The organism is Amorphoplanes digitatis, assembly GCF_014205335.1.
Lineage (GTDB): Bacteria > Actinomycetota > Actinomycetes > Mycobacteriales > Micromonosporaceae > Actinoplanes > Actinoplanes digitatus.
The window spans coordinates 4,801,160-4,827,836 of sequence record NZ_JACHNH010000001.1; the positions used below are offsets into that span (position 1 = coordinate 4,801,160).

Sequence of the window (26,677 nt, forward strand, 5' to 3'; positions counted from 1 at the left end):
CCCGTCATGCTCCGGCGGGTCCGGGGTCCGGACCATGGCCGTCGACCACACTGTCGGTGCCGCCGCCATGGGTGGCCAGGCGGTGCAGCCGCAGGGCGAGCCGGAGTTCGAGGCCCCGCTCGGGCTGCTGCCAGCCGTCGCCGAGCACCTGGGTGATCCGGGCGATGCGCTGGGTCACGGTGTTGACGTGGATGTGCAACACCTCGGCGGCCCGGACGGCGTTGGCGCCGGCGTCGAAGTAGGACTCCAGCGTCCGTACCAGGGCCGTGCCGCGCCTGCGGTCGTAGTCGAGCAGCGGGCCGACGGTGTCGGCGACGAACGCGGGAACGTCCCGCTCGGCGCCGACCAGCAGGCCGACGAAGCCCAGCTCGGCGGCGCTCGCGCCGTCGCCGTCGCGGCCCAGCGCCCGCAGCGCCGAGGCGCAGCGGCGGGCCTCGGCGTAGGCGGCGGGCACCGGCTCGGTGCCGGTGAGCGGCCCGGTGCCGCCCCCGGTGACCGGTGCGCCGAGGTACGCGCCGAGCTCGCGCACCACCCGGCGGGCCGCGTCGCCGGGGTGGTCGCCGCCGACCAGCAGCACCACGTAGCCGTCGCGGTGCGCGGCCAGCCCGCCGCAGGCCGCCGCGTGCGCGGAGCTCCACTGCGCGGCCCGCTCGCGGTGCCGGGCCGGGCAGGAGACCACAACCAGGACGTGCGCGGCGTCGAGGTCGACGCCGAGGCGCCGGGCCCGCTGCCGCACGGTCACCTGGTCGTCCACCCGACGGCTCAGCAGGTCCTCCAGCAGCTCGCCCCGCACCCGGCCCTCGGCCTGGGCGAGGCTGCGCCGGAAGAGCAGCAGCAGCGCGGTCACCACCCCGGCGCGCTCCAGGATGCGGGTGTCGGTCTCGCTCAGCTCGCCGGGCGCGCGCAGCACGAGGGTGCACAGCGCCTCGTTGCCGGCGCCGGCGGCGAGCACCCAGTGCTCGCCGTTGCGGGTCGCGCGGCCCAGGCCGCGGCCCGCCACCGCCGCCGCGGCCAGCGAGCCGACCCCGGCGATGTCGCCGACCGCCGCCAGGCAGCGCCCGTCGGCGTCGAGGATGGCCAGCTCGCCGCCGAGCACCTCGGCGACGACGGCGGCGAGGCCGTCCAGGTCCCCGCCGCGCAGGATCACCTCGGCCATCCGGTCGTGCGCCTCGGCGGCCCGTTCGAGGGACTCGCTGTGCCGGCGTACCACGGTGTTGACCGCGCCGAGCTCCTCCAGCGCGGCCCGGGTCTCGCCGAGCAGCCGGGTGTTGTCCAGCGCGACGGATGCGTGCGCGGCGAGGGACCCGAGCAGCGTCACCTCCTCGCGGGTGAACGGCCGGGCGCTGCGGTTCGCGGCGAAGAGCACGCCGAGTACCCGGCTGCCCAGACGCATCGGCACGCCAAGGATGGCGACCAGGCCCTCCTCGGAGACGCCGCCGTCGATCTCGGTGGTGTGCTGGAAGCGCGCGTCGGCCGCGTAGTCGGCGGTGACGTACGGCGCGGCGGTCTGCGCGACCAGCCCGCCCAGCCCAGCGCCGAGCGGCAGCCGGAGCCGCTGGAAGCGGGCCGACACCGAGCCGTAGGTCACCCGCATGTACGTGTCGCCGCGCTTCTCGTCGTTGAGGGTCATGTAGGCGACGTCGGCGTCGAGCAGCTCGCGGGCCCGGCGCACGATCGCCTCCAGCACGGCGTCGAGGTCGCGCAGGGTCGCCAGGTCGCCGACGGTGTCGACGAGCGCGGTGAGCTCCGCCTCGCGGCGCCGCCGGCGCTCCAGCAGCGCCCGCACCCGCAGGGCGAGCGCCCGGTGCTCCTCCAGCTCGGCCAGCTCCGCCGCCGGGCGGCCCTGCGCCCGGGCCTCCAGCAGCGGCCGCTCGAACTCGACCGCGGCGGCCTCGCGCAGCAGCAGGTCGAGGAAGGCCGAGGTCAATGCGCGGTCCATCCGCCGTCCATCACCAGGGAGGTGCCGGTGACGAAGGACGCCCGCGGCGAGCACAGGTACGCGACCAGGTCGGCCACCTCGTCGGGCTCGACGAGCCGCTTGATGGCCACCGGCGCCAGCATCACCTGCTCGACGACCTGCGCCTCGTCCAGGCCGTGCCGGGCCGCCTGCGCGGCGATCTGCGCCTCGACCAGCGGCGTGCGCACGTACGCGGGATTGACGCAGTTGGACGTCACCCCGTGCTCGGCCCCCTCGAGCGCGATCACCTTCGACAGGCCCTCCAGCCCGTGCTTGGCCGAGACGTACGCCGCCTTGAACGGCGAGGCGCGCAGCCCGTGCACCGACGAGACGTTGACGATCCGGCCCCAGCCGCGCGCGTACATGTGCGGCAGGCTGCGGCGCACCAGCCGGAACGGCGCCTCCAGCATCAGCCGCAGTATCAGCGAGAACGTCTCGGGCGGGAAGTCGTGCAGCGGCGCGACGTGCTGGAGGCCGGCGTTGTTGACCACGATGTCGACGGCCGGGTCGATGCGGTCGACGGCGGACAGGTCGGTGAGGTCGACGGTCTCGGCGCGGCCGCCGATCTTCTCGGCGACCCGGGCCGCGGCGTCGCCGTCGCGGTCGACGACGACGACCAGGGCGCCGGCCGCCGCGAGCCGCTCCGCGCAGGCCCGCCCGATGCCGCTGGCACCGCCGGTGACGACGGCGGTTCGTCCGGCCAGGCTGTCGCCGGCAGTGCTGGTGTCCATGATGCCCCTCAGCGCGAAGTCGTCGACGTGGTGGGAACGGGTGCGGCCGGCGCCTCCTGGGCGACGCGTCTTCGCCCCGCGCGGGAGACGGCGGCGCCGAGCTGCCGGGCGGCGCCCCACAGGCCCTGCCGGAAGAGCAGCACCACCAGCACGAAGACGGTGCCGGTGACCAGGCCGATGCCGTTGAAGCCGGAGGTGGACAGATAGTCCTCCAGGAGCACGACCAGGGCGGCGCCGAGGGTGCTGCCCCAGAGCGTGCCGATGCCGCCGAGCACGACCATCATCACGGCCTTGCCGGAGGTGGTCCAGTAGACCTCCTGGAGCGACGCGAAGCCGTGGCTGATCGCGAACAGGCCGCCGGCCAGGCCGGACAGCGCCGCCGAGAGCACGAAGGCGAGCAGCTTGTACCGGTCGACCGGGTAGCCGATCGCCCGGGCCCGGGCCGGGTTGTCGCGGATCGCGACGAGCACGTGGCCGAACGGCGAGTGCACGATGCGCCACATACAGAACAGCCCGAACAGGATGATCGGCAGCCCGGCGTAGTAGAAGACGAACGGGTCGCTGAGGTCCGCGCCGAACAGCTCGCGGGGTATGCCTTGCAGGCCGTTCTCGCCACCGGTCACGTCGCGCCACTGGTTGGCCACGAAGTAGACCATCTGCGCGAACGCCAGCGTGACCATGGCGAAGTAGATGCCCGTGCTGCGCACGCAGAGGTAGCCGATGGGCACGGCGAGCGCGGCGGCCAGCGCCGCGCCGCCGAGCACCGCGACCGGGAACGGCAGTCCGCTGTGGATGGCGATCAGCCCGGACGCGTACGCGGCGCTGCCCCAGAAGGCGGCGTGGCCGAAGGAGAGCAGGCCCGTGTAGCCGAGCAGCAGGTCGACCGCGGCCGCGAACAGCGCCCAGGTGACGATGTCCATGGCCACCGGCGGGTAGATCAGCCAGGGCAGGGCGAGGGCAACGGTCAGCCCGGCGGCCAGCAGCAGCCACCGCAGCGGGCGGCGGGCGGCCGGCTCGGTGTGGTGCAGCAGCAGCCGGATCACGTGCGGGCCTCCTCGCGTCCGAACAACCCCGCGGGCCGCAGCAGCAGCACGCCGGCCATGATGATGAAGATCAGCGTCTGGGACAGCGCCGGGACGTACAGGTTGCCCAGCGACTGCGCCACGCCGATCGCGAAGCCCGCGAGCACGGAGCCGAAGACCGAGCCGAGGCCGCCGATCACCACCACGGCGAAGACCGCGATGATCAGGTCGGCGCCCATCAGCGGGTTGACCGCCCGCATGGGCGCGGCCAGCACCCCGGCCAGGCCTGCGAGGGCCACCCCGAACGCGAAGACCGGTGTCACCCAGCGGCCGACGTTGACGCCGAGCGCACCGGTCAGCTCGGGGCGCTCGGTGGCGGCCCGCACCACCATGCCGACCCGGGTCCGGGTCAGCACCAGCCAGACCGCCGTGCACAGCACGACGGCGGCACCGAGCACGAACACCTGGTAGGCGGGGTAGTCGAAGACCCCGAGGTCGATCGAGCCGGAGAGCTCCGCGGGGCGCGGGTACGGCTGGGACTGCACGCCGTACTCGCGCTTGACCGCGTCCTGGAGCACCAGGGTCAGCCCGAAGGTGAGCAGGAAGTTGTAGAGCGGGTCGAACGGCGTCAGCCGCCGGATCAGGGTGCGTTCGAGCAGCATGCCGAGCAGGAACAGCAGCGCCGGTACGGCGAACAGCGCCACCCAGAACGGCATGCCGAGCTCGGCAAGGGCCAGGTAGGCGCCGAACGCACCGAGCATGAAGAACGCGCCGTGTGCGAAGTTGACCACGCCGAGCATGCCGAAGATGACGGCGAGCCCCAGCGCCAGCAGCGCGTAGAAGCCGCCGCTGACCAGCCCGTTGAAGCACTGCTGCAGGAAGCCGGTCACAGCGTGCAGCCGCCCGCGGACTCCGGCCGGAACGCCTCGGCCGCCGGGATGGTGCGCAGGATCTTCTCGTAGTCCCACTCGGTGGTGACCTGGCTCTTCGGCTTCACCTCGGCCAGGTAGACGTCGTGCACGACCCGGTGGTCCTTGGCCCGGACGGTGGCGTTGCGGGCGAACATGTCGTCGTAGGTGTAGCCCTCGAGCTCGCCGACGACGGCGTCGGCCGCGTCGGTGCCGGCCCGCTGCACCGCCTCGAGGTACTGCGTGGCGGCCGAGTAGTTGGCCGCGTGCGCGAACGACGGGCGGGTCTGTGTCTTGGCGGTGAACCGGTCGGCCCACTGCCGGTTGCGGTCGTCGAAGTTCCAGTACCAGGCGTCGGTGAAGGTGGTGCCGGCGAACGCGTCCGGGCCGAGCGAGTGGATGTCGGTGATGAACATCAGGCCGACCGAGAGCTTGATGCCCTGCTCCCGCAGCTTGAACTCGTTGTACTGCTTGACCAGGTTGACCAGGTCGCCGCCGGCCTGCATGGTGCCGAGCACGTCCGGCTTGGGCTTCAGCCCCGGCGCCTTGAGCAGGAAGGTGGAGAAGTTGTCGTTCGGGAACGGCGTCGGGTCCTTGGCGACAACGGTGCCGCCGGCCGCGCCGATCGCCGCGCTGAACGACTTCTCCATGTCCTGCCCGAACGCGTAGTCCGGGTAGACGATGTACCAGTTCTCGCCGCCCTGCTTGGTGACCGCCGACCCGGTCCCGTTGGCCAGCATGTAGGTGTCGTACGCGTAATGGAACGTGTACCTGTTGCACTGCTTGCCGGTGAGCTCGGTGGTGGCGGCGCCGATGTTGAAGTACAGCTTCTTCTTCGCCTTGGCCACGTTGGCGACGGCGAGCGCCGCGGAGGAGGTCGGCACGTCGAGGATCGCGTCGGCCTGCTGCCGGTCGTAGAGCTCCTGTGCCTTGGAGTTGGCGATGTCCGGCTTGTTCTGGTGGTCGGCGGAGACCACCTCGATGTCGGAGCTGACCGCCTTGTCGCCGTACTTGGCCTGGAAGTCGGCGACGGCCATCCGGACCGCCTCGATGCTGTTCTTGCCGGACAGGTCGGCGTAGACGCCGGACTGGTCGTTGAGCACGGCCAGCACGATCTTGTCGTTGCTCACCTTGGCGTCGGCGCCGCCGCCGGGGCCGCCGCGGCCGCAGCCGGCGACCAGCAGCGTGCCGGCGGCCAGAGCGGCGGTGAGCGCTCTGGTGGTCTTTCGCATGGGTTGTCTCCTCGGGGGGTGGGGGGTCAGATGCCGAGGTACGCGAGCAGTTCGTGTTCTCGTTGCCGGACCGCGCCGTTGTCGAGCGTCTCGACGACCCGGCCCTCGGCGAGCAGGTGGTGGCGGTCGGCCACGGTGGTGGCGAAGTGCAGGTTCTGTTCGATCAGCAGCACGGTGACGCCGGCCGCCTTGATCTCGCGCAGGATGTCGCCGATCTGCCGCACGAGCAGCGGCGAGAGGCCCTCGGTCGGCTCGTCGCAGAGCAGCAGCCGGGCGCCGCTGCGCAGGACCCGCGCGAGCGCGAGCATCTGCTGTTCGCCGCCGGAGAGCTGGGTGCCCGCGAAGCGCCGCCGCTCGGCCAGCACCGGGAAGGTGTCGTAGATCCGGCTCAGCGGCCAGGGCTCCGGGCCGACAACGGGCGGGAGCAGCAGGTTCTCCTCGACGTTCAGGGTGGCGTACACGCCGCGGTCGTCGGGCACGTAGCCGAGGCCGGCGCGGGCGCGGCGGTAGGCGGGCCGGGACGCGAAGGCGGTGTCGCCGAGGAAGGCGATGCGCCCGGAGCACTGCGCGTGCAGGCCCATCAGGCAGCGCAGCAGCGTCGTCTTGCCGGCGCCGTTGCGTCCGACGAGCGTGACGATCTCGCCCTCGGCGACCGCGATGTCGACGTCGCGCAGCACCTGCGCCTCGCCGTACCAGGCGCTGAGTCCCTCAACGGTCAGCATGGGCTTCTCCGAGGTAGGCGGTGATCACGCGGGGGTCGGCACGCACCTCGGCGTAGCCGCCCTCGACCAGGACCTTGCCGTGGGTGAGCACGGTGACACGGTCGGCGAGGTTCGCCACCACGCGCATGTTGTGCTCGACGAGCACGACGGTGCGCCCGGCCCGGACGGCGCGGATCAGCGCGATGGTGCGCTCGACGTCCTCGGCGCCCATTCCGGCGGTGGGCTCGTCGAGCAGCAGCACCCGCGGGTCGAGGGCCAGGGCGACGGCCAGTTCGAGGGCCCGCTTGCGGCCGTAGGCCAGGGCGGCGGCCGGCACCTCGGCCGCGTCGGCGAGGCCGACGTCGTCCAGCAGGGCGAGCGCCCGGTCCCGGAACCGGCCCAGGCGGTCCTCGGAGCGCCAGAACCGCCAGCCGAGGCCGGTCGGCGCCTGTAGCGCCAGCTCGACGTGCTCGCGGGCGGTCACCTGGGGAAAGAGGGTGGTGATCTGGAACGAGCGGGCCACGCCCAGGCGGGCCACCCGGTCCGGCGCCAGCCCGGTGACGTCGTGGCCGTCGAGGGTGATGCTCCCCCGGCTCGGGCGCAGGAAGCCGGTCAGCAGGTTGAACAGGGTGGATTTGCCCGCACCGTTGGGCCCGACGAGCGCGTGCACGCTGCCGGCCGCGATGTCGAGGTCGACGCCGTCCACGGCGTGGAAACCGCGGAACTGCTTGGCGAGCCCGCGGGCCTGGAGGATCGGCGGCGGCATCCCCACCTCCTTCTTCGGACCGGGCGACGAGGAGGGCGCCCTGTGATCCGCAACACTATGGGCGGGGCGATGGCGCACGCCATGTGGAGTAATCACACATCTTGTGGCATTTCAGTGGGGAGCATCACCACGTGCCGTGACCCGTCGACCACCGAAATGGCGCCCGATATGGGCGTTCCAGTGTGGTGTCGTCACATGTGGAAGTTTGATTCCGGCGGATGTTTGCAGCGGCTATGAATATTCGTCCGAACATCCATGGCAATCCGATCTTCACTTGCGGACCATGGAGCGCGTGTCCGGACGTCACCGTAGAACCTTCAACTTGACCATCATCCTCGCCGCGGCCACGGCCGCCGTCGTCCTCGTCGGCGGCGGCTCCTGGCTCGGCTACCAGCAGCTCTCCGCAAAGGACTGTTCCGGCCAGATCAGGCTGGACGTCGCCGCGGCCACCGAGATAGCCCCCGCCGTCCGGACGACCGCCGACGCGTGGGTCAAGGAGGACGCCCAGGTCGACGGCGTCTGCGTGGAGGTGAACGTCGTCGACCTCGAGCCGGCCGCCGGCGCCGCCGCCATCGCGCAGCGCCACGGCGTCACGCTCACCGGCCTCGGCGGTGGCACGGGCCAGGCCGAGGTGCCGGACGTGTGGATCCCGGACTCGTCGTCCTGGCTGCTGCGGGTGAGCGCCGAGGCGCCCGGCTTCGTGCCGACCGACCGTCAGCCCGTCGCCGAGAGCCCCGTGGTGCTGGCCATGCCCGCCCCGATCGCGCAGACGCTCGGCTGGCCCGCGAAGAAGCTGGGGTGGGCGGACATGCTCGCCGCGCTGACCGGCGGCAAGACCCTGCGCCCCGGCATCGTCGACCCCACCCGCGACGCCGCCGGCCTATCCGGCCTGCTCGCCCTGGGCGGCGCGGCCGGCGACGACTCCGCCGGCACCAAGAAGAAGGTCGGCGCGCTGCGCGCGCTGGCGGCGAACAGCTCGAGCATCCGCCGCGACCTGGTGGAGAAGTTCCCGACCTCGACTCAGGACGTGACGACCGCGCTGAGCGCCGCCCCGCTGTCGGAGGAGGACGTGGTCGCCTTCAACGCGACAAAGCCGCCGGTCCCGCTCGCGGCCCTCTACCTCGACCCGGCGCCGACCGCGCTGGACTACCCGTTCGCGATCATGCCCGAGGTCGACCCGCAGAAGGCCAAGGCCGCCGAGGCCCTGCACACCGCGCTGCGCGGCCCGTCGTTCGGCAAGGCGCTCGCCGCGGCCGGCCTGCGCAACCCCGACGGCTCGGCCGGCACCGGCTTCGCCGCGCCCGAGGGCGCGCCCCAGGCGGCCGAGCCGGCCGCGCAGGCCTCGCCCGACGCCGCCGAGGCGGCCGCGCTCGCCGCCCGGTACACCGCCGCGATCAGCCAGGTGCTCGGCAGCTGGACGGCGATCACGCAGCCGGGCCGGGTCCTCGCCGTCTTCGACGTGTCCGGCTCGATGCTGACGAAGGTGCCGACCGCCGGCAACCTCACCCGTAACGAGGTCACCAAGCGCGCCGCGATCGAGGGGCTGTCGCTCTTCGACGACCGGTGGGCCGTCGGCAACTGGGTCTTCTCCACCGACATGGTCGGCAGCCGGCCATGGAAGGAGCAGGTGGCGATCAGCCCGCTGACCGCCGCGCGTACCCAGCTCCGCGAGGCGATCGAGAACATGGAGCCCAAGCCGAAGGGCGACACCGGCCTGTACGACACGACGCTGGCCGCGTACCAGAATGTGCTGGAGGGCTGGCAGCCCGGCCGGATCAACTCGGTGCTGCTCTTCACCGACGGGGTGAACGAGAACCCCGGCGGCCTGACCCGGGCGCAGCTGCTCGACAAGCTGAAGAAGCTGAAGAACCCGGAGAAGCCGGTCCGCATGGTGTTCATCGGCATCGGCAACGGCGTCGACCGCAACGAGCTCACCGCGATCACGAAGGCGACCGGCGACGGCGGCGTCTACATCGCGGAGGACCCGGCCAAGATCGGCGACATCTTCCTGCGGGCGATCGGCAGCCGCTCCGGCGCCTGACGATCCGACGGACGACTGGTACGCCTGCTGCCCCGGCTCACCCAGGCCGGGGCAGCAGGCTGTCCGTCAGGCGACCGCGCAGGCGACGCCGTTGAGCGTGAACGCCGCCGGCTTGCCGCTGTTGCCGGTGTGTGTCGCCTGGAAGCCGATGCCGGTCGAGGCACCCGTCGCCAGCGCACCGTTGTACGAGACGTTGCGGGCGGTGACCGCCCCGCTCGTCGGCGTGTACGTGGCGTTCCAGCCCGAGGTGATGACCTGCCCGGCGGGCAGCGTGAAGCCGAGGGTCCAGCCGGTCAGCGCCGGTCCCGTGTTCGTGATGGTGATCGACGCGGTCAGCCCGGTGTTCCAGGCGTTTACCGTGTAGCCGACCCGGCAGTTACCCGCCGGCGGCGGGGTGCTCGACGACGGCGGCGGGGTGGTCGCCGAGCCGCTCGGGTTCGGCACCGTCGGCGTGTCGAGGCCGAAGAAGGCGATCGCGCCCTCGGCCATGCCGCTGGTCGGCAGCGAGTGCCCCACGCCGGCCGCGCTGACCGCCTCCACCGGCGCCTGCGTACCCGGCGACCCGTACCGGGTGCGGGTCCAGCCGGACTGCGGCGAGTCGGTGAGCACCGGCGTCTGGCTCACGCCCAGCACGTTCGTCCACTGCTTGATCTCCTCGGCGAAGTTCGGGTAGCGCAGCGTCGCGTCCTCGGTGCCGTGCCAGACCTGCATCCGCGGGCGGGCGCCGGTGTAGCCCGGGTACGCGGCCCGGACCAGGTCGCCCCACGCCTGCGGGGTCTTGGTGATCTGCCCGTTGGCGCAGGCGCTGTTCCAGCTGGAGCCGTCGGTGGTGGCGAAGCAGCCGAACGGCACGCCCATGAACGCCGAGCCGGCCCGGAACACGTCCGGGTAGTCGCCGAGCAGGACGTTGGTCATCATCGCGCCGGACGACGCGCCGGTGACGAACGTGCGGGCCGGGTCGGTGCCGTAGCGCTGCTGCACGTAGCGGACCATCGAGACGATGCCGACCGGGTCGCTGTTGCCGTCGTGGCGCAGCGCGCCGGGCGAGGACACGTCGAAGCAGTTGCCCGACCTCGTCGCCGACGGATAGACGACGATGTAGCCGTACCGGTCCGCCAGGGACGCGAACTGGGTACCGGAGTAGAAGGCCGGCCCGGAGCCGGTGCAGTAGTGCACGGCAACGAGCAGGGCCGGGTTGCTCGGCAGCCGGTCCGGGACGTACAGGTGCATCCGCAGGCCGGTCGGGTTGGTGCCGAAGCCGGTGACCTCCTGGAGCGAGGCCGCGGCGGCCGGCGTGGCCGGCAGGAGCGTGGTCGAGGCGACGATCGCCGCCGCGGCGGTGGCCACCGCCAGTAGCGCGTGAGCGAGTCTCTTCATGACATTCCTCAGTTCCGGGGGCGGAGCCCCGGCGCGGGGGGATGGCGCCCCGCGCCGGGGCGGTCTGGTCAGGACGCGGCGCAGGACGGGGTGGCGCTGGGCCCGGTGCCGGTGCCCTGGAAGCCGAACTCGGTGTTGCCGCCCGCCGGGATCCGCGGGTTGTAGCTCGCGTTGGCGAAGCGGATGGTCCCGCTGCTGCCGCCGGCGACCGCGTTCCAGGTGTTGGTGACCGTGGTGCCGGACGGCATTGTCAGCGTCACCGCCCAGCCGTTGACCGCGGCGGAGCCGGCCGTGACCCGCACGGCGGCCGTGAAGCCACCGTTCCACTGGTTCAGGGTCACGCTCGCGGTGCAGCCCGCGCCCGTCGGCGGGCTGGTGGGCGGGGTCGTCGGCGGGGTGGTCGGCGTGACGCCGCCGTTGAGGGCCGCCAGCGCGGAGGTGTACGCGGCCTTCTTGTTGCCGTTGCCGTCGAACAGCAACGGGGTGCCGCTGGCCCGCCACGAGTCGGTGTCCCGGATGCCCCAGACGGTGATGCCAAGGCAGCGGGCGACCGCGAGGCAGTCGTTGACGACGTTGCCGTAGGTGGTGGCCTGCGTCGTTCCGGATCCCTCGATGTCCAGCTCGGTGATGGCCACGTCGACGCCGAGCGCGGCGAAGCTGGACAGCGTGGTGCGGTAGTTGCTCGGGTACGGCGAGCCGCTGTTGAAGTGCGACTGGAAGCCGACGCAGTCGATCGGCACGCCGCGCGACTTGAAGTCGCGGACCATGGAGTACACGGCCTGCGTCTTGGCCCAGCTCCAGTTGTCGGTGTTGTAGTCGTTGTAGCAGAGCTTCGTCGCGGGGTCCGCGGCACGGGCCGCGCGGAACGCCGCCTCGATCCAGTCGTTGCCGGTGCGCTGGAGGTTCGAGTCACGCCGGGCGCCGTCGTTGCCGTCGGCGTAGGCCTCGTTCACCACGTCCCAGGCGGACAGCTGTCCCTTGTAGTGGGTGGCGACCTGGGTGACGTGGTTGAGCATCGCGGTGCGCAGCGCGGCTCCGGACATGTTCTGCATCCAGCCGGGTTGCTGCGAGTGCCAGGCGAGCGTGTGGCCGCGCACCTGCATGCCCTGCGACTTGGCGTGGCTGACGATCCGGTCGGCGTTGGTGTAGCTGAACTGGCCCTGCGACGGCTCGGTCGCGTCGATCTTCATCTCGTTCTCGGGCGTGACGCTGTTGAACTCGCGGTTCAGGATGCCCACATAGGTCGAGTCCGACAGCTTGTTGGCGGCCACGGCGGCGCCGAAGTAGCGGCCCGACGCCGCGGCCGAGGCGCCCAGCGTGGTGGCGGCGTCGGCGGAGGACGCCAGCGCCACCGCGGCGCCGGCCGCGACGACGCTCGCCGCCAACAGGGTGGTCGCCACCCGGAGCGGGGATCTCCGGGTGGCACTTCTGGGGACGGAGGACTGGTTCATGAGTTGCGCCTTTCTCAAATGGGAGCGCTCCCAAATACCGGACGGGTACAGCGGGGTACGAATCGGGACGGATCAGAGGGTGCGGGCGATGGCGGCGGCCGCCGCCGCGCCGTGGTACTTGCGGACCAGGTGCAGGCACAGGTCCAGGCCGGCCGGCCCGTCGGCCGCCGTGAAGATCGGATCGTCGTCGACGTAGCGCACGCCGACCGCCGTCCGCACGCGCGGATAGCGGCGCCGCAGCTCCTCGGCGAACGCCGGGCAGGTCGACACCCGCCGCCCGTCGAGCAGACCCGCCGCCGCGACGGTCAGGACGGCACCGCCCACCGCGAGGATCCGGCAGTTGCGGCGGGCGGCGTCGCGCAGCGTCGCGGCCACCTCGGCGCCGCCGTCGCCGGTGCCCCGGGCCGACGGCGCCACCGCGAGGATGTCGGCCCGCGCCAGCAGGTCGTGCCCGGCGGAGCTCAGGCCGACGGCGGCGAACGAGAGGTCGAACACCGGGCCGCCGAAGACGGCGCGGTAGGTCGCCAGGCCGGCCGGCCCGCCGCTGGGCGGCACCAGCACCGCCACGTTCGTCATGGTGGTCATCGCCGGAACAGCCGATCGGGCACCGAGTCCGCGATGGCCTGGTAGCCGGTGGGGTTGAGGTGCAGGTGGTCGCCGGTGTCGTAGGCCGGGAGCAGGCGCCGGCGCCCGATCGGGTCGCGGACCGCCGCGTCAAAGTCGAGCACCGCGTCGAAGCGCCCGGAGCGGCGGATCCAGTCGTTGACCGTGCGGCGGGTGCCCTCGCGCAGCCCGTCCGCGTCGTCGTAGCCGGTGTTGCCGCCGAACGGGGTGATCGTCGCGCCGTACACCCGGATGCCGCGGGCGTGCGACCGCGTGACCATCTGGTCGTACGCGGCCACCAGGTCCTCGCCGACCTGGAGCTGCGCCGCCGGCGTCGCGGCGGCCGTACCGATGTCGTTGACGCCCTCGAAGACGATCAGCCGGTCGGCGCCGCCCAGCGCGAGCACGTCGCGGTCCAGCCGGCCGAGGGCGTTCGGCCCGAGGCCGTCCTGGAGCACCCGGTTGCCGCCGGCCGCCTGGTTGAGCACCGCGACGTCGCGCAGCCGGGACTTCAGCCGGTCCGGCCACCGGTCGTTGCCGTTGGTCGTGGAGCCGCGCCCGTCGGTCAGCGAGTCGCCGAGCACCACGGTCGCCGAGCCGGCGGTGCGCACCTCGACACCGCTGAGGAAGTACCAGTGGTCGACCGGGGTGGCGCCGGGCAGCTCCGCGGCGTCGCGATGGTCGCCGCGCAGCAGGTGTGAGGTCGTCCGCGAGCCGGGGTGCGAGGTGATTGCCGCCGAGGCCTGGCCGGTGGCCAGGTACGCGGTGACGGTGAGGTTTGTCAGCGCGGGCACGTCGAGGTCGATCGGGTCCGAGACCACCTGCGCGCCGACCGGCACCGATGCACCCGGCCGGCCCGAGAAGGTGACCGCGCGCGCCGAGCCCGCCACGATCGCGCTCGCGCCGGCCCGCCCGTCCAGCGGCAGCGCGACGGTGACGCCGGTGATCGGCAGGACCGCGCCGCCGAAGGCGTTCGAGAAGCGCACCCGCAGCGACGAGCCGGCGATCGAGGTCTGCACGGTCTGCCGCAGCGTGGTGTCGGCCAGCGCCACGCCGTCGGCGTTGAACGGCGCCGGCGGCATGTTGCCGGGCTCGGTGAGCTGCGGCATGGACACCCAGGTGTGCAGCCAGCCCTTGGGCCGCGGCCCGCCACGCTGGTGGACCGTTGCCGCGGAGACGGCCGCCGCCGCGCCGAGGCCGAGTATCGTTCGGCGGTTCATCGGACCCTCCGGCTCTCGGGCGGGCCGAGGTAGCTGTACCTGACTCCCCCGGTATCGACGATCAGGCGCTGCACGATCACGGTCGGGTCCACCATCCAGAACTTGAGGGTGTGCGTGCCCGCGGCCGTCACCGCGTGGGTGGTGGTCGTGACGTTGGCGTTGTCGGAGGTGTTGCGCTCCCACTGCCGGTTCATGGTGGTGTCGTTGGCGCCGGTCGCCGTCGTGACGTTCACCGTCTGCGGCGCGTCGTCGTCGAGCGAGACCGCGTACTTGAGCCCGTCGGTCGGCCGCACGTTGTTGCGCGGCGACAGCACCGCCGTGACCTTCACCGGGCCGGTGCTGGTCAGCGTCATCGCGTACTCGAGGCGGGCACCGGCACCGCCCAGCGGGGTCATGCCGTTGCCGGTCTTGCCGATGCCGGGCAGCAGCCGCCAGTCGCCGACGGCGCGGCTGTAGTGGTCGGCCTCCATCGCGACGTAGCCGTTCGCCTCGACGAAGCCGCGGGGCCGCAGCACCGGGTTGTCGATCGGCGCCTGCACCACGGTGCTCGCGCCGCCCGGACCGGTCACCGTGATCGGCACGGTGGTCCGGCCCTTGGGCGCCCGGGACCAGTCGACCCGCACGATCGCCCTGATCTCCTTGTCGACCCGGCCGGCCGCCGGCGTGACGTGCACCCACGGCACGGCCGGGCTGATCCGGTACGCGAACGGCGTCGTCCCGGTGTTGTACACGTCGAGGTACTGCGCGGGCTGCGCCTGGTACGGGCTGAACGCGGGCAGGGTCACCGGGTCGCCGCCGTCGAGCGCGACGCCCATCCCCGCCGCCGCGGGCACCTCGATCCGTTGCAGGTACGGGTAGATCTCGTCCGGCAGCGCCACGTTGTCCTTCTCCGGCTGCTGCCACGGCGCGTTCGGGCCGTACCGGGCCACGTTGCCGTACCCGATCTTGGGTTGCAGCTGCCAGTCGCGCCACTTCCCGCCGGCCAGGGCGGTGTTGTAGTGCGCGTTGAGCGCCTGGTCCTCGGCGAACCGGGCCTCGGCGACGTCGGCCAGATCATTGGTGGCGGCGCGGCCCTGCGCGGCGTACCTGATGTTGGTGAACTCCGCGCGGCGCAGCGCGTACAGGTTGGCGGTCGCCTTGACCTGGTAGTAGACGAGCTGGAAGTAGGCGTCCTGCCAGGCCGCGGGCACCGCGGCCTTGATCCGGTCGGCGCGGGCGCCGAGCCGCTGCCACTCGGCGGTGACCCGGTCCAGTTCGCCGTAGTCGGTGAGGCTGAACGGGCTCGCCTGGTCGTCGTAGCTGATCTGCGCGGTGGCGGGGTCGATGGTGATCCGCCGGTTCAGCAGCTCGGGCTTGCGCCGCGACTGCAGGTGGCCGTAGTCGCCGAGCAGGTCCGCGATCCGGCCGGCGAGCGCGGGGCCGAAGTTCTGCGCGGCGTACTGCCGCTCCCACTCGCCGAGCCGCGAGAGCGGCCAGGCGGCGGGGTTCCAGGCGTAGTCGAGGAAGAACTGGGTCGGCTGCTCCTCGTTCTTCAGGTCGCCGACGTTGACCATCCACAGCCGGTCCACCCCGGAGCGGTACGCGAGGTCGAGCTGCTCCCAGGTGTTCGTCAGGTTGACCGTGTCGACCCACTTGTAGTTACGGCCGCCGCCGACGTAGTCGAAGTGGTAGTACATCCCGTACCCGCCGGAGCGGGCCGGCAGCGAGGCGTCCGGCAGCTTGCGCAGGTTGCCCCAGTTGTCGTCGCAGAAGACCACCGTCACGTCGTCCGGCGGCCGGTAGCCGCCGTCCCAGTAGCGCTGGACCTCCTTATAGAGCGTCTGCACCTGCGGCGCGCCGATCAGGCCGGTGTCACGCAGGATCCCGCGCTGCGTGTCGATGATCGAGTCCATCAGGTCGATGCCGTCGCCGTCGGGCAGGCTCACGTCGCCGTTGCCGCGCATGCCGAGCGTGATGACGCCCTCGATCTTCTGGTCGGCCATCCGCTGCGCGCCGTCGCGCCAGTACGCCTTGATGGCGTCCGGGTTGCGCCGGAAGCTCCACTCGCCGGTGCCGGCGGGGTGCCGGTTCCACTCCTCGATGCCGCGCATCATCGGCGCCTCGTGCGAGGTGCCCATGACCACGCCGTAGTAGGAGGCCGTCGCGTGGTTCTGCGGGTCGTCCTCGGCGAACGCGCGCCCCCAGACGGCCGGCCACAGGTAGTTGGCGCGCAGCCGCAGCATGGTCTCGAAGACCTTGGCGTAGTAGGCCGCGTTCAGCCCGCCCGGGTAGCCCGGCGCCTTGCCGGGCCCGAAGTAGCGGGGCGCCCAGGTGCCGGTCGCCGGGTTCTCGTCGTTGATGAAGAAGCCGCGGTACTTCACCGCCGGCGTGCCCTGCGTGTGGCGCCCGGGCAGCACGTGGACGGCGTCGACGTGGCGCACCGGCACGTCGTCCCAGAACCGCCACGGCGACACGCCGATCCGCTTGGACAGGTCGTATGCGCCGTAGATGGTGCCGCGCTGGTCGCTGCCCGCGATGACGAACGCCCGGCGCACGCCCGGCAGCGGGTTGTCGACGACCTGCTCGACGGTGGTCTCCCACTTGCCGGCGAGGCCGCGGACGTCGAGCTTGCCCGCGGCGACCAGCCGGTCGATGAGCGGGCTCTTGCCGACCGTGCCGATCAGCACCGGGTCACGCCCGCCGGGGATCCGGTCGTGTGCGACCGCCGGCGTGACCCCGGTGACCGCCGCGATGTCGGCTTGCAGGTCGTCGACGACCCGGATGACGCCGGCGTGGTCGCCGGCGCTGACCACCAGCGGCGCCGCGCGGCCGTCGGCCACGAGCGGGAAGCGGCCGCGGCCCGGCTGCGCGGAGACGTAGTTGCCGCGGTCCGCCGAGGCGAGCGCGTCGTCCGGTACGGCCCGCGCGGCCGCCGGCACCGCGACGAACAGCGGTGCGGCCAGCGCCGCGAGGGCGAGAAGTGCCTTCATGGGTACGCCGTCCCTATCTGTCTACAGGAGTCGTAGCGGGACCGCGGCCGCCAGCGCGGCCATGCCCGCATCGTTGGGATGCAGGTGGTCGCCGCTGTCGTAGGCCGGGTCGAGCCGCAGGATGTCGGTGCGGTCGCGGACCGCGGCGTCGAAGTCGATCGCCGCGTCGTACTCGCCGCCGGTGCGGACCCAGCGGTTCAGCGTCGCGCGCTTGCGCTCGTTGGCCTCGGACCAGAAGCCGAGGGTGTCGCCCTTGAACGGCAGGATGGTGGCGCCGTACGCCAGCAGCCCGGCCTGGTGTGCGCGGGCGATCAGCTGCCGGTGCCCGCCGATCAGGTCGTCCGCGGTGACCACCTCGTCGGCCGGCGCGGCCGTGCCCGGGTGGCCGAGGTCGTTGACGCCGAGCAGCACGATCAGGAAGCGCGCACCGGGCTGTGCGACCACGTCGCGGTCGAAGCGGCGCAGCGCGCTGTGGCCGAAGAACGCGGCGTAAGCCTCGGCGCCGCTGCCCGCGGGCGGGTTGGGGTCGCGCAGCAGCCGGTTTCCCGAGACGCCGAGGTTGACCACCCCGCGGTCGCGGCGGGCGTCGCGCAGCCGCCGCGCGAGCAGGTCGGGCCAGCGGTGGTTCAGGTTCGCCACGGTGTTGGCGCCGTTGGTGATGGAGTCGCCGAGCGCGACGACCGCCCCGGCCGCCCGGCCGGCGACGCTGACCCCGGAGAGGAAGAGGTTCTGCGCGAGCACGGCCGTCGGCGTTACCGTCCGGGCCGCGGTGACGTTGCCGGCCGCGATCACGTTGTCCTGGTAGGCGAACGCGGCGAGGGTGGTGACCGGGGTGCGCCGCGGCAGGTAGATGCTGACCGTCAGCTCCGTGCCGGCCGGGACGTGCAGCCGCACCGGGTCGCTGACCAGTGGCGCGCCGGCCGGGATTGTCGTCGCGGCCCGTCCGCCGAACGTCACCCGCCGGTCGGTGCCCGGCACCGTCGCGGTGCTCGCGCCGTCGCCGGCCCGGCGGGCGACGCGAACCTCGCCGACGGCCAGCGGCTGCTCGCCGAACTCGTTGGTCAGCCGGACCCGCACCTGCTCGCCGCCGGCGCTGACGTGCACGACGTGGCGCACGGTCCGGTCCTCGAGGACGGTCGGCGCGCCCGGCGGGATCGTGGTGGGCACGGCCGCCCACGTCGCGGTCCAGCCCGCGCCGTCGCGGCTCGCGGCCGCCGCCGCGGTCCCCGCGGGGACCGTCGCGGCGAGCGCGGCGCCCGAGGCGAGGGCGAGCACTTCGCGTCTGGTGGACATGCGTCTCCTTCGTCGGCCACGGCGTCGTGGGGGACGTAGTTCCGGAAGTTTCGGCAATGCGCCAAGCGATTTCTCGTAACATAGAGGCAGGTCGAAGTCTCGTCAAGAGACTGTTACATCCCAGATCACCGCCTTGTTTGCATTGATCTTCACGGCTGTCCGTCCACGTTGTAGCCGGTTGACCGAGGCGCGGCGCTGGCCTATCTTCCGGACACGTAACGGAATTTCTCGGAATCTTCGAAACCCCGCGCCGCGGCACCCCACGCCGCCTGCGCGGTCTGGGAAGGACGGTCCGAAAGTGAGAATCCACCGAATCTTCAGTGCGGCCGCGCTGGCGTCGCTGGCGCTGGTCGCCGCGTCCCCGGCGGCCGCGACACGGCCGGCGACCACCACACAACAGCCGGTACCCGCGCTCGCGGGCGCGCCGGCCGAAGACCCCGGGCTCCGGGTCGCCGCCGACCGGGCCGGCCTGCGGATCGGCACCGCCGTCGACACCACCGCGCTGGCAGCCGACGCGCCGTACCGCGAGGCCACCGCGCACGAGTTCAACTCCGTGACGCCGGAGAACGTCATGAAGTGGCAGCTGGTGGAGCCGGTGCAGGGCACCTACGACTGGGCGGCCGCCGACACCCTGGTGGACTTCGCCCGCGCGAACGGCCAGAAGGTGCGCGGGCACACGCTGGTCTGGCACAGCCAGAACCCGTCCTGGCTGACCGAGGACGCGTTCACCCCCGCCGAGCTGCGCGCGCTGCTGCGCAAGCACATCTTCGACGAGGTCTCGCACTTCAAGGGCCGGGTCTACCACTGGGACGTGACGAACGAGATCTTCAACGACGACGGCACCTGGCGCGACACCATCTGGCTGCGCAACCTCGGGCCCGGCTACGTCGCGGACGCGTTCCGCTGGGCGCACCAGGCCGACCCGCGGGCCAAGCTGTACCTCAACGACTACAACAACGAGGGCGTCAACGCCAAGAGCGACGCGTACTACCGCCTCGTGAAGGAGCTGAAGGCGCAGCGGGTGCCGGTGCACGGCTACGGCGTGCAGGGTCACCTCGCCGTGCAGTACGGCGTGCCCGGCGACACCCTGACCAACCTGCGCCGGTTCGAGGCGCTCGGCCTGGAGAGCGCCCTGACGGAGGTCGACGTGCGGATGCCGCTGCCGACCGATCCGATCAAGGTGCAGGCGCAGGTGTCGGGCTTCAACACGTTGCTCCAGGCCTGCCTGCTGGCCCGCCGCTGCGTGTCGTACACGCTGTGGGGCTTCACCGACCGCTACTCGTGGGTGCCCAGCGTCTTCTCCGGTCAGGGCTCGGCCACCCCGCTGGACGAGAACCTGGTCCGCAAGCCGGCGTACTACGCGTTGCGCGACACCCTGACGCTCGCGGGACGCTGAACCCCCGGAACAAGCCTGTGCAATACTCCCGGAACCGGGTCCGAAACTTCCAGCCCGGGAGGGCCTGGAAGCGAGGATGATGGCGATGCCCCAGCACGGCAGACGGGTGACCATCGCGGCCATCGCCGACGCAGCCGGCGTGTCCGTTCCGACGGTATCGCGGGTGCTCAACGGACGTACGGACGTGTCGTCGGAGACGCGTGAACGGGTCGAGCAGCTGTTGCGCGAGCAGGGTTACCGGCGCCGGAACTCTCGGCAGCCCGGCCGCGCACAGCTGATCGATCTTGTCTTCAACGACCTGGACAGCCCGTGGGCGGTGGAGCTCATCCGCGGCGTGGAGGACATCGCCCACGCGGCCGGCGTCGGCACCGTCGTCGCGGCCGTGCACCAGGAGGCGGCGGCGACCCGGCAGTGGCTGGCGAACCTGCGGGCGCGTACCTCGGACGGCGTCATCTTCGTGATGACCGACGTGAACTCGCCGGTCCTGGCACAGATGCACCGCCTGCACATCCCGGCGGTGGTGATCGACCCGGCGAACGGCGCGGGCGCCGAGGTGCCCACCGTCGGCGCGACGAACTGGGCGGGCGGGCTCAGCGCCACCGAGCACCTGATCGCCCTCGGGCACCGCCGGATCGGCCTGGTCGCCGGCCCCCGGGACCTGCTCTGCAGCCGGGCCCGGCTGGACGGCTACCGGGCCGCGCTCGACGCCGCCGGCCTGGCCGTCGACGACGCCCTGATCGTGCCCGGCGACTTCCGCCACGAGTCGGGCTTCGCGGCGGGCGAGCGGCTGCTCGACCTGGCCGACCCGCCGACCGCCGTCTTCGCCGCCAGCGACCAGATGGCGCTCGGCGTGTACGAGGCCGCGCGCGTGCGCGGGCTACGGGTGCCGGCCGACCTGAGCGTGGTCGGATTCGACGACCTGCCCGAGGTGAGCTGGTCCTCGCCGCCGCTGACCACCGTGCGGCAGCCTCTAGCGGAGATGGGCGGTCTCGCCGCGCGCACGATCCTCCGGATGGCGCGCGGCGAGACCCTTCAGGCGCCCCGCGTCGAGCTGGCGACGGAGCTGGTGGTGCGGGACAGCACGGCCGCCCCGGTCACTTCCCGAAGCCCGCGGTGAGACCGCTGAGCAGCTGCCGCCGGCCGACGGCGTAGCAGATCAGGATCGGCAGCGTGGTCAGCACGACGGAGGCGAGCACCGCCGGCACGTTGACGCCGTACTGGCCCTGGAAGCTCCACAGCCCCAGCGGCAGGGTTCGCTGCTCGGGGCTCTGGGTGAGGATCAGCGGCAGGATGAACCCGTTCCAGACCGCGAGTCCCTGGTAGATGGTCACGGTGACCAGCGCGGGGCGGGTCAGCGGGAAGGCCAGCCGCCAGAGGGTGCCCCATTCGGAGGCGCCGTCGAGGCGCATCGACTCGAACAACTCCTTCGGCACGTCCCGGATGAAGTTGGCGAGCACCAGCACCGACAAGGGAATGGCGAAGGCGATCGACGGCAGGATGATCGCCATCAGGGTGTCGTACATCTGCAGCCGGATGATGATCAGATAGATCGGGATGATCACCGCCTGCAACGGGATGGCCAGGCCCATCAGGAACAGGCCGTTCACCGAACGCAGGAAGCGGCTGCCCGCGCCGCCGCGGACGATCGCGTACGCCGCCATGAACGAGACCAGCACCGCCGGGAGGGTCGCTCCGGCCGTGACCACCACGCTGTTGGTGAAGTACCGCGCGAAGTCCGCCTCGAAGACCTGGCGGTAGTTGTCGAACGTGGGATCGGCCGGCGGAACCAACGGGTTCTGCGCGTAGTAGTTGGCCCGCGTCTTGAAGCTGGTGATGACGATCCAGTAGATCGGCAGCATCACCACCAGCAGCCACAGCCAGCCGAAGCCGCCGCCGATCCAGTTCCAACGCCGCAGCGCCGACGGCTTGCGCCGCGGCCCGCCGTGCCGGATGGGTGCCGGCCCCGCGGGTTTCGGCAGTGCCGGCCGGGTCGAGATGGCCATCAGGCACCTTCCAGTTGGCTGTCGGACGCGCTGCCGCCGCCGATCCGGCGCAGCAGCAGGGCAAGGCCGAGGCCGACGAGTACCAGGATCACCGCGATGGCGCTGGCCGGTCCCATCAGGTTGGCCTTGAACCCGGTCTGGTACATCTCGAGCGCCAGCACCCGGGTGGCGTCGCCGGGCCCGCCGGAGGTGAGCACGAAGATCAGGTCGAAGAAGGTCAGCGACCCCACCACCATCAGCGTCGACGAGGTGATGATCGTGTACTTGAGCTGCGGCAGGGTGATGTGGAAGAACGTTCCGATCCGGCCGGCGCCGTCGATCTCGGCCGCCTCGTACATCGACCTGGGTATCTGCCGCACGCCACCCTGATAGATCAGCGAGTGGAACGGGATGAACTGCCAGGAGACCACGAAGACGACCACGCACAGCGCCAGGTTGCTCTGGCCCAGCCAGTCCTGGTTGAGCAGCGGGATGTTGAGCCCGGCGCCGAGCCCGAAGTTCGGATTCAGCAGGGCGCTGTAGGTGATCGCGATGGCCGCCGAGCTCAGCAGCAGCGGGATGAAGTACAGCACGGCGAGGAACCCGCGGTATCGCTTGTGCGAGGCCAGGAGGACGCCGATCAGCAGGCTGATCGGCGTCTGGAACAGCCAGGACAGCGCCATCACCAGGAACGTCACCCCGAGCGCGTGGAACAGCCCGGGCTCGGTCAGCGCGTGCCGCCAGCTGTCCAGGCCGGCGGGGTGGATGTCGCCGATCCCGTCCCACTGCGTGAAGCTGAGGCCCAGCACGCCGAGCAGTGGAACGACGCCGAACGCCACGAACATGGCGAGCGCCGGCAGCACCATCCAGGACACGGACTTGCTCCGCCCGCCGGTGGAGGAGCGTCCCGCCAGTGCGTCCGGGGGCGGAGCAAGGGCCGTCACTTGCCGATGACCTGGTTCATGTTGGTGACCCACTGCTGGGGCGAGACCTGCTGCTGGAACAGCTTCGCGATGTTGTCCAGCAGAGCCTCGGCGGCGGTCGGGCTCAGCGCCTGGTCCCAGGACTGCGCGAAGACCTTGGCGTTGACGGAGGTGTCATAAACGTACTTGAGGAACGCGGCGTCCGGCGAGGCACCCAGGATGGCCTCGGTGCCCTTGGCGACCGGAACCGAACCGCCGTCGTTGATCCAGGCCTTGGTCTCGTCCGCGTCGAGCACACCGCTGGTGAAGAACTTCTTCGCGGTCTCCTTCTGCTCGGCCGTCGCCTTCGACGAGATCGCGAGGTACTGCCCCGGGTTGCCGACCGTGTTGGTGGGGTCGCCCTTGCCGCCGGTGACCGGCGGGAAGTTCATCCAGCCGAGGTTGCCGCCGGAGACGAAGTCGCCGCCGTCGTTCTTCATGCTGCCGTAGGTCCAGCCGCCGTGCAGCATCATCGCGGCCTTGCCGGTGTACAGCAGGGCCTGGTCGGCGTTGTCCGCGGCGTCGACCGACGAGAAGCCCTTGCCGAACGCGCCGTCCTTCACCATCTGCTGGATCTTGGTGAGCATGTCCAGCACGGCCGGGTTGGACCAGGCGTCCTTCTGGCCGTCGAAGACGCTCTGGAAGACCTCGGGGCCGCCGATGCGGTCGAGCAGGAACTCCAGCCACATCATGTTGGTCCAGCGGGCCTTGCCGGCCAGGGAGTACGGAATGATGCCCTTCGACTTGAACGTCGGCACCAGCGCCATCATCTCCTCGAAGGACTGCGGCGGCTGCGCGCCGGCCTTCTCGAAGACCTTCTTGTTGTAGTACAGGACGATCGGCTGCACGGTCTCGCACGGCATCGCGTAGATCTTGCCGCCGACCGTCGCCGGGCCGAACGACGACGGGAACAGCCGGTCCTTGACCGCGGCGTTCTCGCCGAACCAGCCGGTCAGGTCCTCGACCTGGCCCGCGTCGACGTAGCTCTTCAGGCCGCCGCCGCCCCAGCCCCAGATCAGGGTCGGCGCCTGGCCGGCGCCGATGGCCGTCTTGATCTTCTGCTTGTACGCGTCGTTCTCGAACGCGGTGAACTCGAGCTTGTTGTTCGGGTTGGCCTTGTTGAACCGCTCCGCCGCGGTCTGCCTGATCCCCTCGCCCGGCTGGCCGGTGAGGAACCAGTAGCTGGCCGTGCCGGCCTTGCCACCGCTGTTGGAATCGCCGCCGGGGCCGGAGCTGCCGCAGGCGGCAAGTGCGGCGCCCGCACCTGCCATGGCGGTGAGGCTGAGGAAGTTGCGACGCGATATCGGGCTGCGCTCCACGCTGATCTCCGTACTCGAGTGCCGCACGGATGCGGCGAGTCGATGGCTGAGGGGGTGGCCGTCGATCCTGGTCCCGAATTCTGGAACTTTCGATCGACAACCGCAAGTTACCGAGAGATTTGGTTAACGTAGGATTTCGTGATTGACGTGTCAAGGCCCTTGAAAGACTCGTGCTTTACCAGCGAGAGTGGACCCCATCGCAGCGCGTGGAGCACCAAGCCGAGGGCACCTCAGGTCACGATCCGGTCGCGGCCAGATCTCACCGAAAGCCCGAAAGTTTCGGAGCCCGACGCTCGTCCGGCTCGTAAGGAGAACCATCGTGACGACACCTGACTGGCACGACCACACGTTGCCCGTCGCCGACCGGGTCAGCCTGCTGCTGGCGCAGATGACCCTCGAGGAGAAGGTCGCGCAGCTGGGCAGCCGGTGGGTCCGCAAGTCCGCGGAGGAGGAGGAGACCGTCCGGCCGGACGCCGACCCGGACACCGACCCGGACGCCGGCCACAACGTCGCGCCGATGCAGGACGTCTTCGCCGCCGCCGGCACCGTCTCGCTGGAGGACGCCAGCCGGCACGGGCTCGGCCACCTCACCCGGGTGTACGGCGGCATCCCGGTCACCGTCGAGGAGGGCGCGGCCGAGGTGGTCCGCCAGCACCACGTCGTGCTCGCGGGCAGCCGGCTGGGCATCCCGGCGCTGGTGCACGAGGAGTGCCTCACCGGCTTCACCACCTTCGGCGCGACCGTATACCCCGCGGCGATCGCCTGGGGCGCGACCTTCGACCCGGATCTGATCGGGCGGATGGCCGCGGCGATCGGCCGGGACATGGCCGCCGCCGGCGTGCACCAGGGCCTGTCCCCCGTGCTCGACGTGGTCCGCGACTACCGCTGGGGCCGGGTCGAGGAGACCATGGGCGAGGACCCCTACCTGGTGTCGATGCTCGGCGCGGCGTACGTCCGCGGCCTCCAGAGCGCCGGCGTCCTGGCCACCCTCAAGCACTTCGCCGGCTACTCGGCCGCCCGCGCCGCCCGCAACCACGGCCCGGTGCCGATGGGGCGCCGCGAGCTGATGGACATGATCCTGCCGCCCTTCGAGGCCGCGGTGAAGCTCGCCGGCGCCGCCTCGGTGATGAACTCGTACTCCGAGGTGGACGGCATACCGGCCGCGGCCGACCCCTGGCTGCTCACCGACGTGCTGCGCGAGCAGTGGGGCTTCACCGGCACGGTGGTCTCCGACTACTGGGCCGTGCCGTTCCTCGCCACCATGCACCGCGTCGCCGCGGACACCGCCGACGCCGGCATGCAGGCGCTCACCGCCGGCATCGACGTGGAGCTGCCGGACACGCTCGGCTACGGCGCCGCGCTGGTGGAGCGGGTGCGCCGCGGCGAGATCGCCGAGGAGCTCGTCGACCGGGCCGCCCGGCGGCTGCTCACCCACAAGGCCGAGCTCGGCCTGCTCGACCCGGACTGGACCCCCGAGGCCTCGGTGACCCGCGCGGCCGGCACCGACCTCGACTCCCCCGCCAACCGGTCGCTGGCCCGCGAGGTGGCCGAACGCTCGATCGTGCTGCTCGAGGCCGGCACGGCGCTGCCGGTGCTCGGCACGGACCGCCCGCCGCTGCGCCAGGTGGCCGTCGTCGGGCCGTGCGCCGACGACCCGCGCACGTTCATGGGCTGCTACTCGTTCCCGAACCACGTCCTGCCGCGCTACCCCGGCCTCGGCATGGGCATCGAGGTGCCGTCGGTGGTCGACGCGCTGCGGCTTGAGCTGCCGGATGTCAAGATCGTGTACGAGCAGGGCAGCGGGGTGCAGGGCACGGACCGCTCCGGCTTCGCCGCCGCCGTCGCCGCGGCCCGGGACGCGGAGCTGTGCGTCGCGGTCGTCGGCGACCTCGCGGGCATGTTCGGCAACGGCACCTCCGGCGAGGGCTGCGACGCCGAGGACCTGCGCCTGCCGGGCGTGCAGGCGGACCTGCTGGCCGAGCTCCTCGAGACCGGCACGCCGGTGGTCGTTGTCGTCGTCTCCGGCCGCCCGTACGCGCTGGGCGACGTGCACGGCCGCGCCGCCGGCCTGGTGCAGGCGTTCATGCCGGGCGAGGAGGGCGGCCCGGCGATCGCCGGCGTCCTCAGCGGCCGGATCCAGCCCGGCGGCAAGCTGCCGGTGCAGATCCCCCGGTACGCGGGCAGCCAGCCGGGCACCTACCTCCAGCCGCCGCTCGGCGCGGACCGGACCGACATCAGCAACCTCGACCCGACGCCGCTGTTCCCGTTCGGCCACGGGTCGTCGTACACCACCTTCGAGGTCGGCGACCTGGCGATCGGCGCCGAACAGGTGCCCACCGACGGCGAGTTCACCGTGTCGGTCCGGGTCCGCAACACCGGGACCCGGGCGGGCGACGAGGTGGTCCAGCTCTACCTGCACGACACGGTCGCGCAGGTGACGCGCCCGGTGAAGCAGCTGACGGGCTTCGCCCGGGTGCACCTCGCGGCGGGCCGCGGCGCGGAGGTCCGGTTCCAGGTGCACGCCGACCGGACCGCGTTCACCGGCCGCGACCTCGAGCGCGTCGTCGAGCCCGGCGAGATCGAGATCATGGTCGGCACGTCGGCGGGCAATCTCCCGTGCCGCGGCGCGGTGCGGCTGACCGGCCCGGTGCGCACGGTCGGCGCCGACCGCAGGCTGATCACACCCGTAGAGGTGATCCAGGACGCCCGGTGAGAGGGGCAGTGGCGGCGGCGCCGGCCGAACCGGC

19 protein-coding genes and 1 pseudogene are annotated in these 26,677 nt (G+C 72.0%); 4 read left to right on the forward strand and 16 right to left on the reverse strand.

The genetic code is table 11. The features are described from left to right. Positions 1-4: 4 nt before the first annotated feature. From BJ971_RS21050 to BJ971_RS21080, 7 genes and pseudogenes are all read right to left on the reverse strand, one after another. Positions 5-1,939 (reverse strand): helix-turn-helix domain-containing protein, encoded by a 1,935-nt coding sequence (locus BJ971_RS21050; protein WP_184994955.1) that lies wholly within the window; start codon positions 1,937-1,939, stop codon positions 5-7. After that, the gene (locus tag BJ971_RS21055; RefSeq protein WP_184994956.1) at positions 1,924-2,688 is read right to left on the reverse strand and encodes a 3-hydroxybutyrate dehydrogenase; all 765 of its coding nucleotides are present in this window, start codon (positions 2,686-2,688) and stop codon (positions 1,924-1,926) included. Before BJ971_RS21055 ends, BJ971_RS21050 begins: the two co-directional genes overlap by 16 nt. Positions 2,689-2,786: 98 nt before the next feature. Next, a pseudogene (locus BJ971_RS21060) lies at positions 2,787-3,731 on the reverse strand (branched-chain amino acid ABC transporter permease); the annotation flags it as partial. Then, positions 3,728-4,600, reverse strand: coding sequence for a branched-chain amino acid ABC transporter permease (locus BJ971_RS21065; RefSeq protein WP_184994957.1), 873 nt, complete (start codon positions 4,598-4,600; stop codon positions 3,728-3,730). The gene BJ971_RS21065 and the pseudogene BJ971_RS21060, both read right to left, overlap by 4 nt. Next, the gene (locus BJ971_RS21070) at positions 4,597-5,850 is read right to left on the reverse strand and encodes an ABC transporter substrate-binding protein (protein WP_184994958.1); all 1,254 of its coding nucleotides are present in this window, start codon (positions 5,848-5,850) and stop codon (positions 4,597-4,599) included. The genes BJ971_RS21065 and BJ971_RS21070 overlap by 4 nt, the downstream gene beginning before the upstream one ends. A 26-nt stretch (positions 5,851-5,876) precedes the next feature. After that, positions 5,877-6,572 (reverse strand): ABC transporter ATP-binding protein, encoded by a 696-nt coding sequence (locus tag BJ971_RS21075; RefSeq protein WP_184994959.1) that lies wholly within the window; start codon positions 6,570-6,572, stop codon positions 5,877-5,879. Beyond that, on the reverse strand, positions 6,559-7,317 hold the full coding sequence (locus BJ971_RS21080; protein WP_184994960.1) for an ABC transporter ATP-binding protein: 759 nt from the start codon (positions 7,315-7,317) through the stop codon (positions 6,559-6,561). The genes BJ971_RS21075 and BJ971_RS21080 overlap by 14 nt, the downstream gene beginning before the upstream one ends. 322 nt (positions 7,318-7,639) lie before the next feature. On the opposite strand from BJ971_RS21080, the gene BJ971_RS21085 reads away from it, so the two are divergent. Next, positions 7,640-9,358 carry a VWA domain-containing protein gene (locus tag BJ971_RS21085; RefSeq protein WP_239087352.1) on the forward strand — a complete coding sequence of 573 codons (1,719 nt, stop codon included), beginning with the start codon at positions 7,640-7,642 and terminating at the stop codon, positions 9,356-9,358. Positions 9,359-9,424: 66 nt separating this feature from the next. On the opposite strand, the gene BJ971_RS21090 is transcribed toward BJ971_RS21085, so the two are convergent. From BJ971_RS21090 to BJ971_RS21115, 6 genes are all read right to left on the reverse strand, one after another. Next, the gene (locus BJ971_RS21090) at positions 9,425-10,735 is read right to left on the reverse strand and encodes an extracellular catalytic domain type 1 short-chain-length polyhydroxyalkanoate depolymerase (RefSeq protein WP_184994962.1); all 1,311 of its coding nucleotides are present in this window, start codon (positions 10,733-10,735) and stop codon (positions 9,425-9,427) included. A 68-nt stretch (positions 10,736-10,803) separates the two neighbouring features. Next, positions 10,804-12,186: a glycoside hydrolase family 10 protein gene (locus tag BJ971_RS21095; protein WP_184994963.1), complete on the reverse strand. Its 1,383-nt coding sequence runs from the start codon at positions 12,184-12,186 to the stop codon at positions 10,804-10,806. A 72-nt stretch (positions 12,187-12,258) separates the two neighbouring features. Beyond that, positions 12,259-12,771: a DJ-1/PfpI family protein gene (locus BJ971_RS21100; RefSeq protein ID WP_184994964.1), complete on the reverse strand. Its 513-nt coding sequence runs from the start codon at positions 12,769-12,771 to the stop codon at positions 12,259-12,261. Next, a complete protein-coding gene (locus BJ971_RS21105; RefSeq protein ID WP_184994965.1) occupies positions 12,768-14,009 on the reverse strand; it encodes an SGNH/GDSL hydrolase family protein in 1,242 nt (413 codons plus the stop codon). The genes BJ971_RS21100 and BJ971_RS21105 overlap by 4 nt, the downstream gene beginning before the upstream one ends. Next, positions 14,006-16,978 carry a glycosyl hydrolase 115 family protein gene (locus tag BJ971_RS21110; RefSeq protein WP_184994966.1) on the reverse strand — a complete coding sequence of 991 codons (2,973 nt, stop codon included), beginning with the start codon at positions 16,976-16,978 and terminating at the stop codon, positions 14,006-14,008. The genes BJ971_RS21105 and BJ971_RS21110 overlap by 4 nt, the downstream gene beginning before the upstream one ends. Positions 16,979-16,999: 21 nt before the next feature. Further along, positions 17,000-18,271 (reverse strand): GDSL-type esterase/lipase family protein, encoded by a 1,272-nt coding sequence (locus BJ971_RS21115; protein ID WP_184994967.1) that lies wholly within the window; start codon positions 18,269-18,271, stop codon positions 17,000-17,002. 298 nt (positions 18,272-18,569) lie between these two features. Here BJ971_RS21115 and BJ971_RS21120 point away from each other — a divergent pair, with 298 nt between their 5' ends. Both BJ971_RS21120 and BJ971_RS21125 read left to right on the forward strand, forming a co-directional pair. Next, entirely contained in the window at positions 18,570-19,667 is a 1,098-nt protein-coding gene (locus tag BJ971_RS21120) for an endo-1,4-beta-xylanase (protein WP_239087351.1), read from the forward strand. 85 nt (positions 19,668-19,752) lie between these two features. Continuing rightward, entirely contained in the window at positions 19,753-20,784 is a 1,032-nt protein-coding gene (locus tag BJ971_RS21125; RefSeq protein ID WP_377885251.1) for a LacI family DNA-binding transcriptional regulator, read from the forward strand. On the opposite strand, the gene BJ971_RS21130 is transcribed toward BJ971_RS21125, so the two are convergent. The 3 genes from BJ971_RS21130 to BJ971_RS21140 form a co-directional block, all read right to left on the reverse strand. Continuing rightward, positions 20,762-21,670: a carbohydrate ABC transporter permease gene (locus tag BJ971_RS21130; protein WP_184994968.1), complete on the reverse strand. Its 909-nt coding sequence runs from the start codon at positions 21,668-21,670 to the stop codon at positions 20,762-20,764. The genes BJ971_RS21125 and BJ971_RS21130 overlap by 23 nt on opposite strands. After that, entirely contained in the window at positions 21,670-22,515 is an 846-nt protein-coding gene (locus BJ971_RS21135; protein ID WP_184999008.1) for a carbohydrate ABC transporter permease, read from the reverse strand. The genes BJ971_RS21130 and BJ971_RS21135 overlap by 1 nt, the downstream gene beginning before the upstream one ends. Before the next feature lie 74 nt (positions 22,516-22,589). Continuing rightward, positions 22,590-23,957, reverse strand: coding sequence for an extracellular solute-binding protein (locus tag BJ971_RS21140; protein WP_311772777.1), 1,368 nt, complete (start codon positions 23,955-23,957; stop codon positions 22,590-22,592). A 292-nt stretch (positions 23,958-24,249) separates the two neighbouring features. Here BJ971_RS21140 and BJ971_RS21145 point away from each other — a divergent pair, with 292 nt between their 5' ends. After that, positions 24,250-26,643, forward strand: coding sequence for a glycoside hydrolase family 3 N-terminal domain-containing protein (locus BJ971_RS21145; RefSeq protein WP_239087350.1), 2,394 nt, complete (start codon positions 24,250-24,252; stop codon positions 26,641-26,643). Positions 26,644-26,677: the final 34 nt, after the last annotated feature.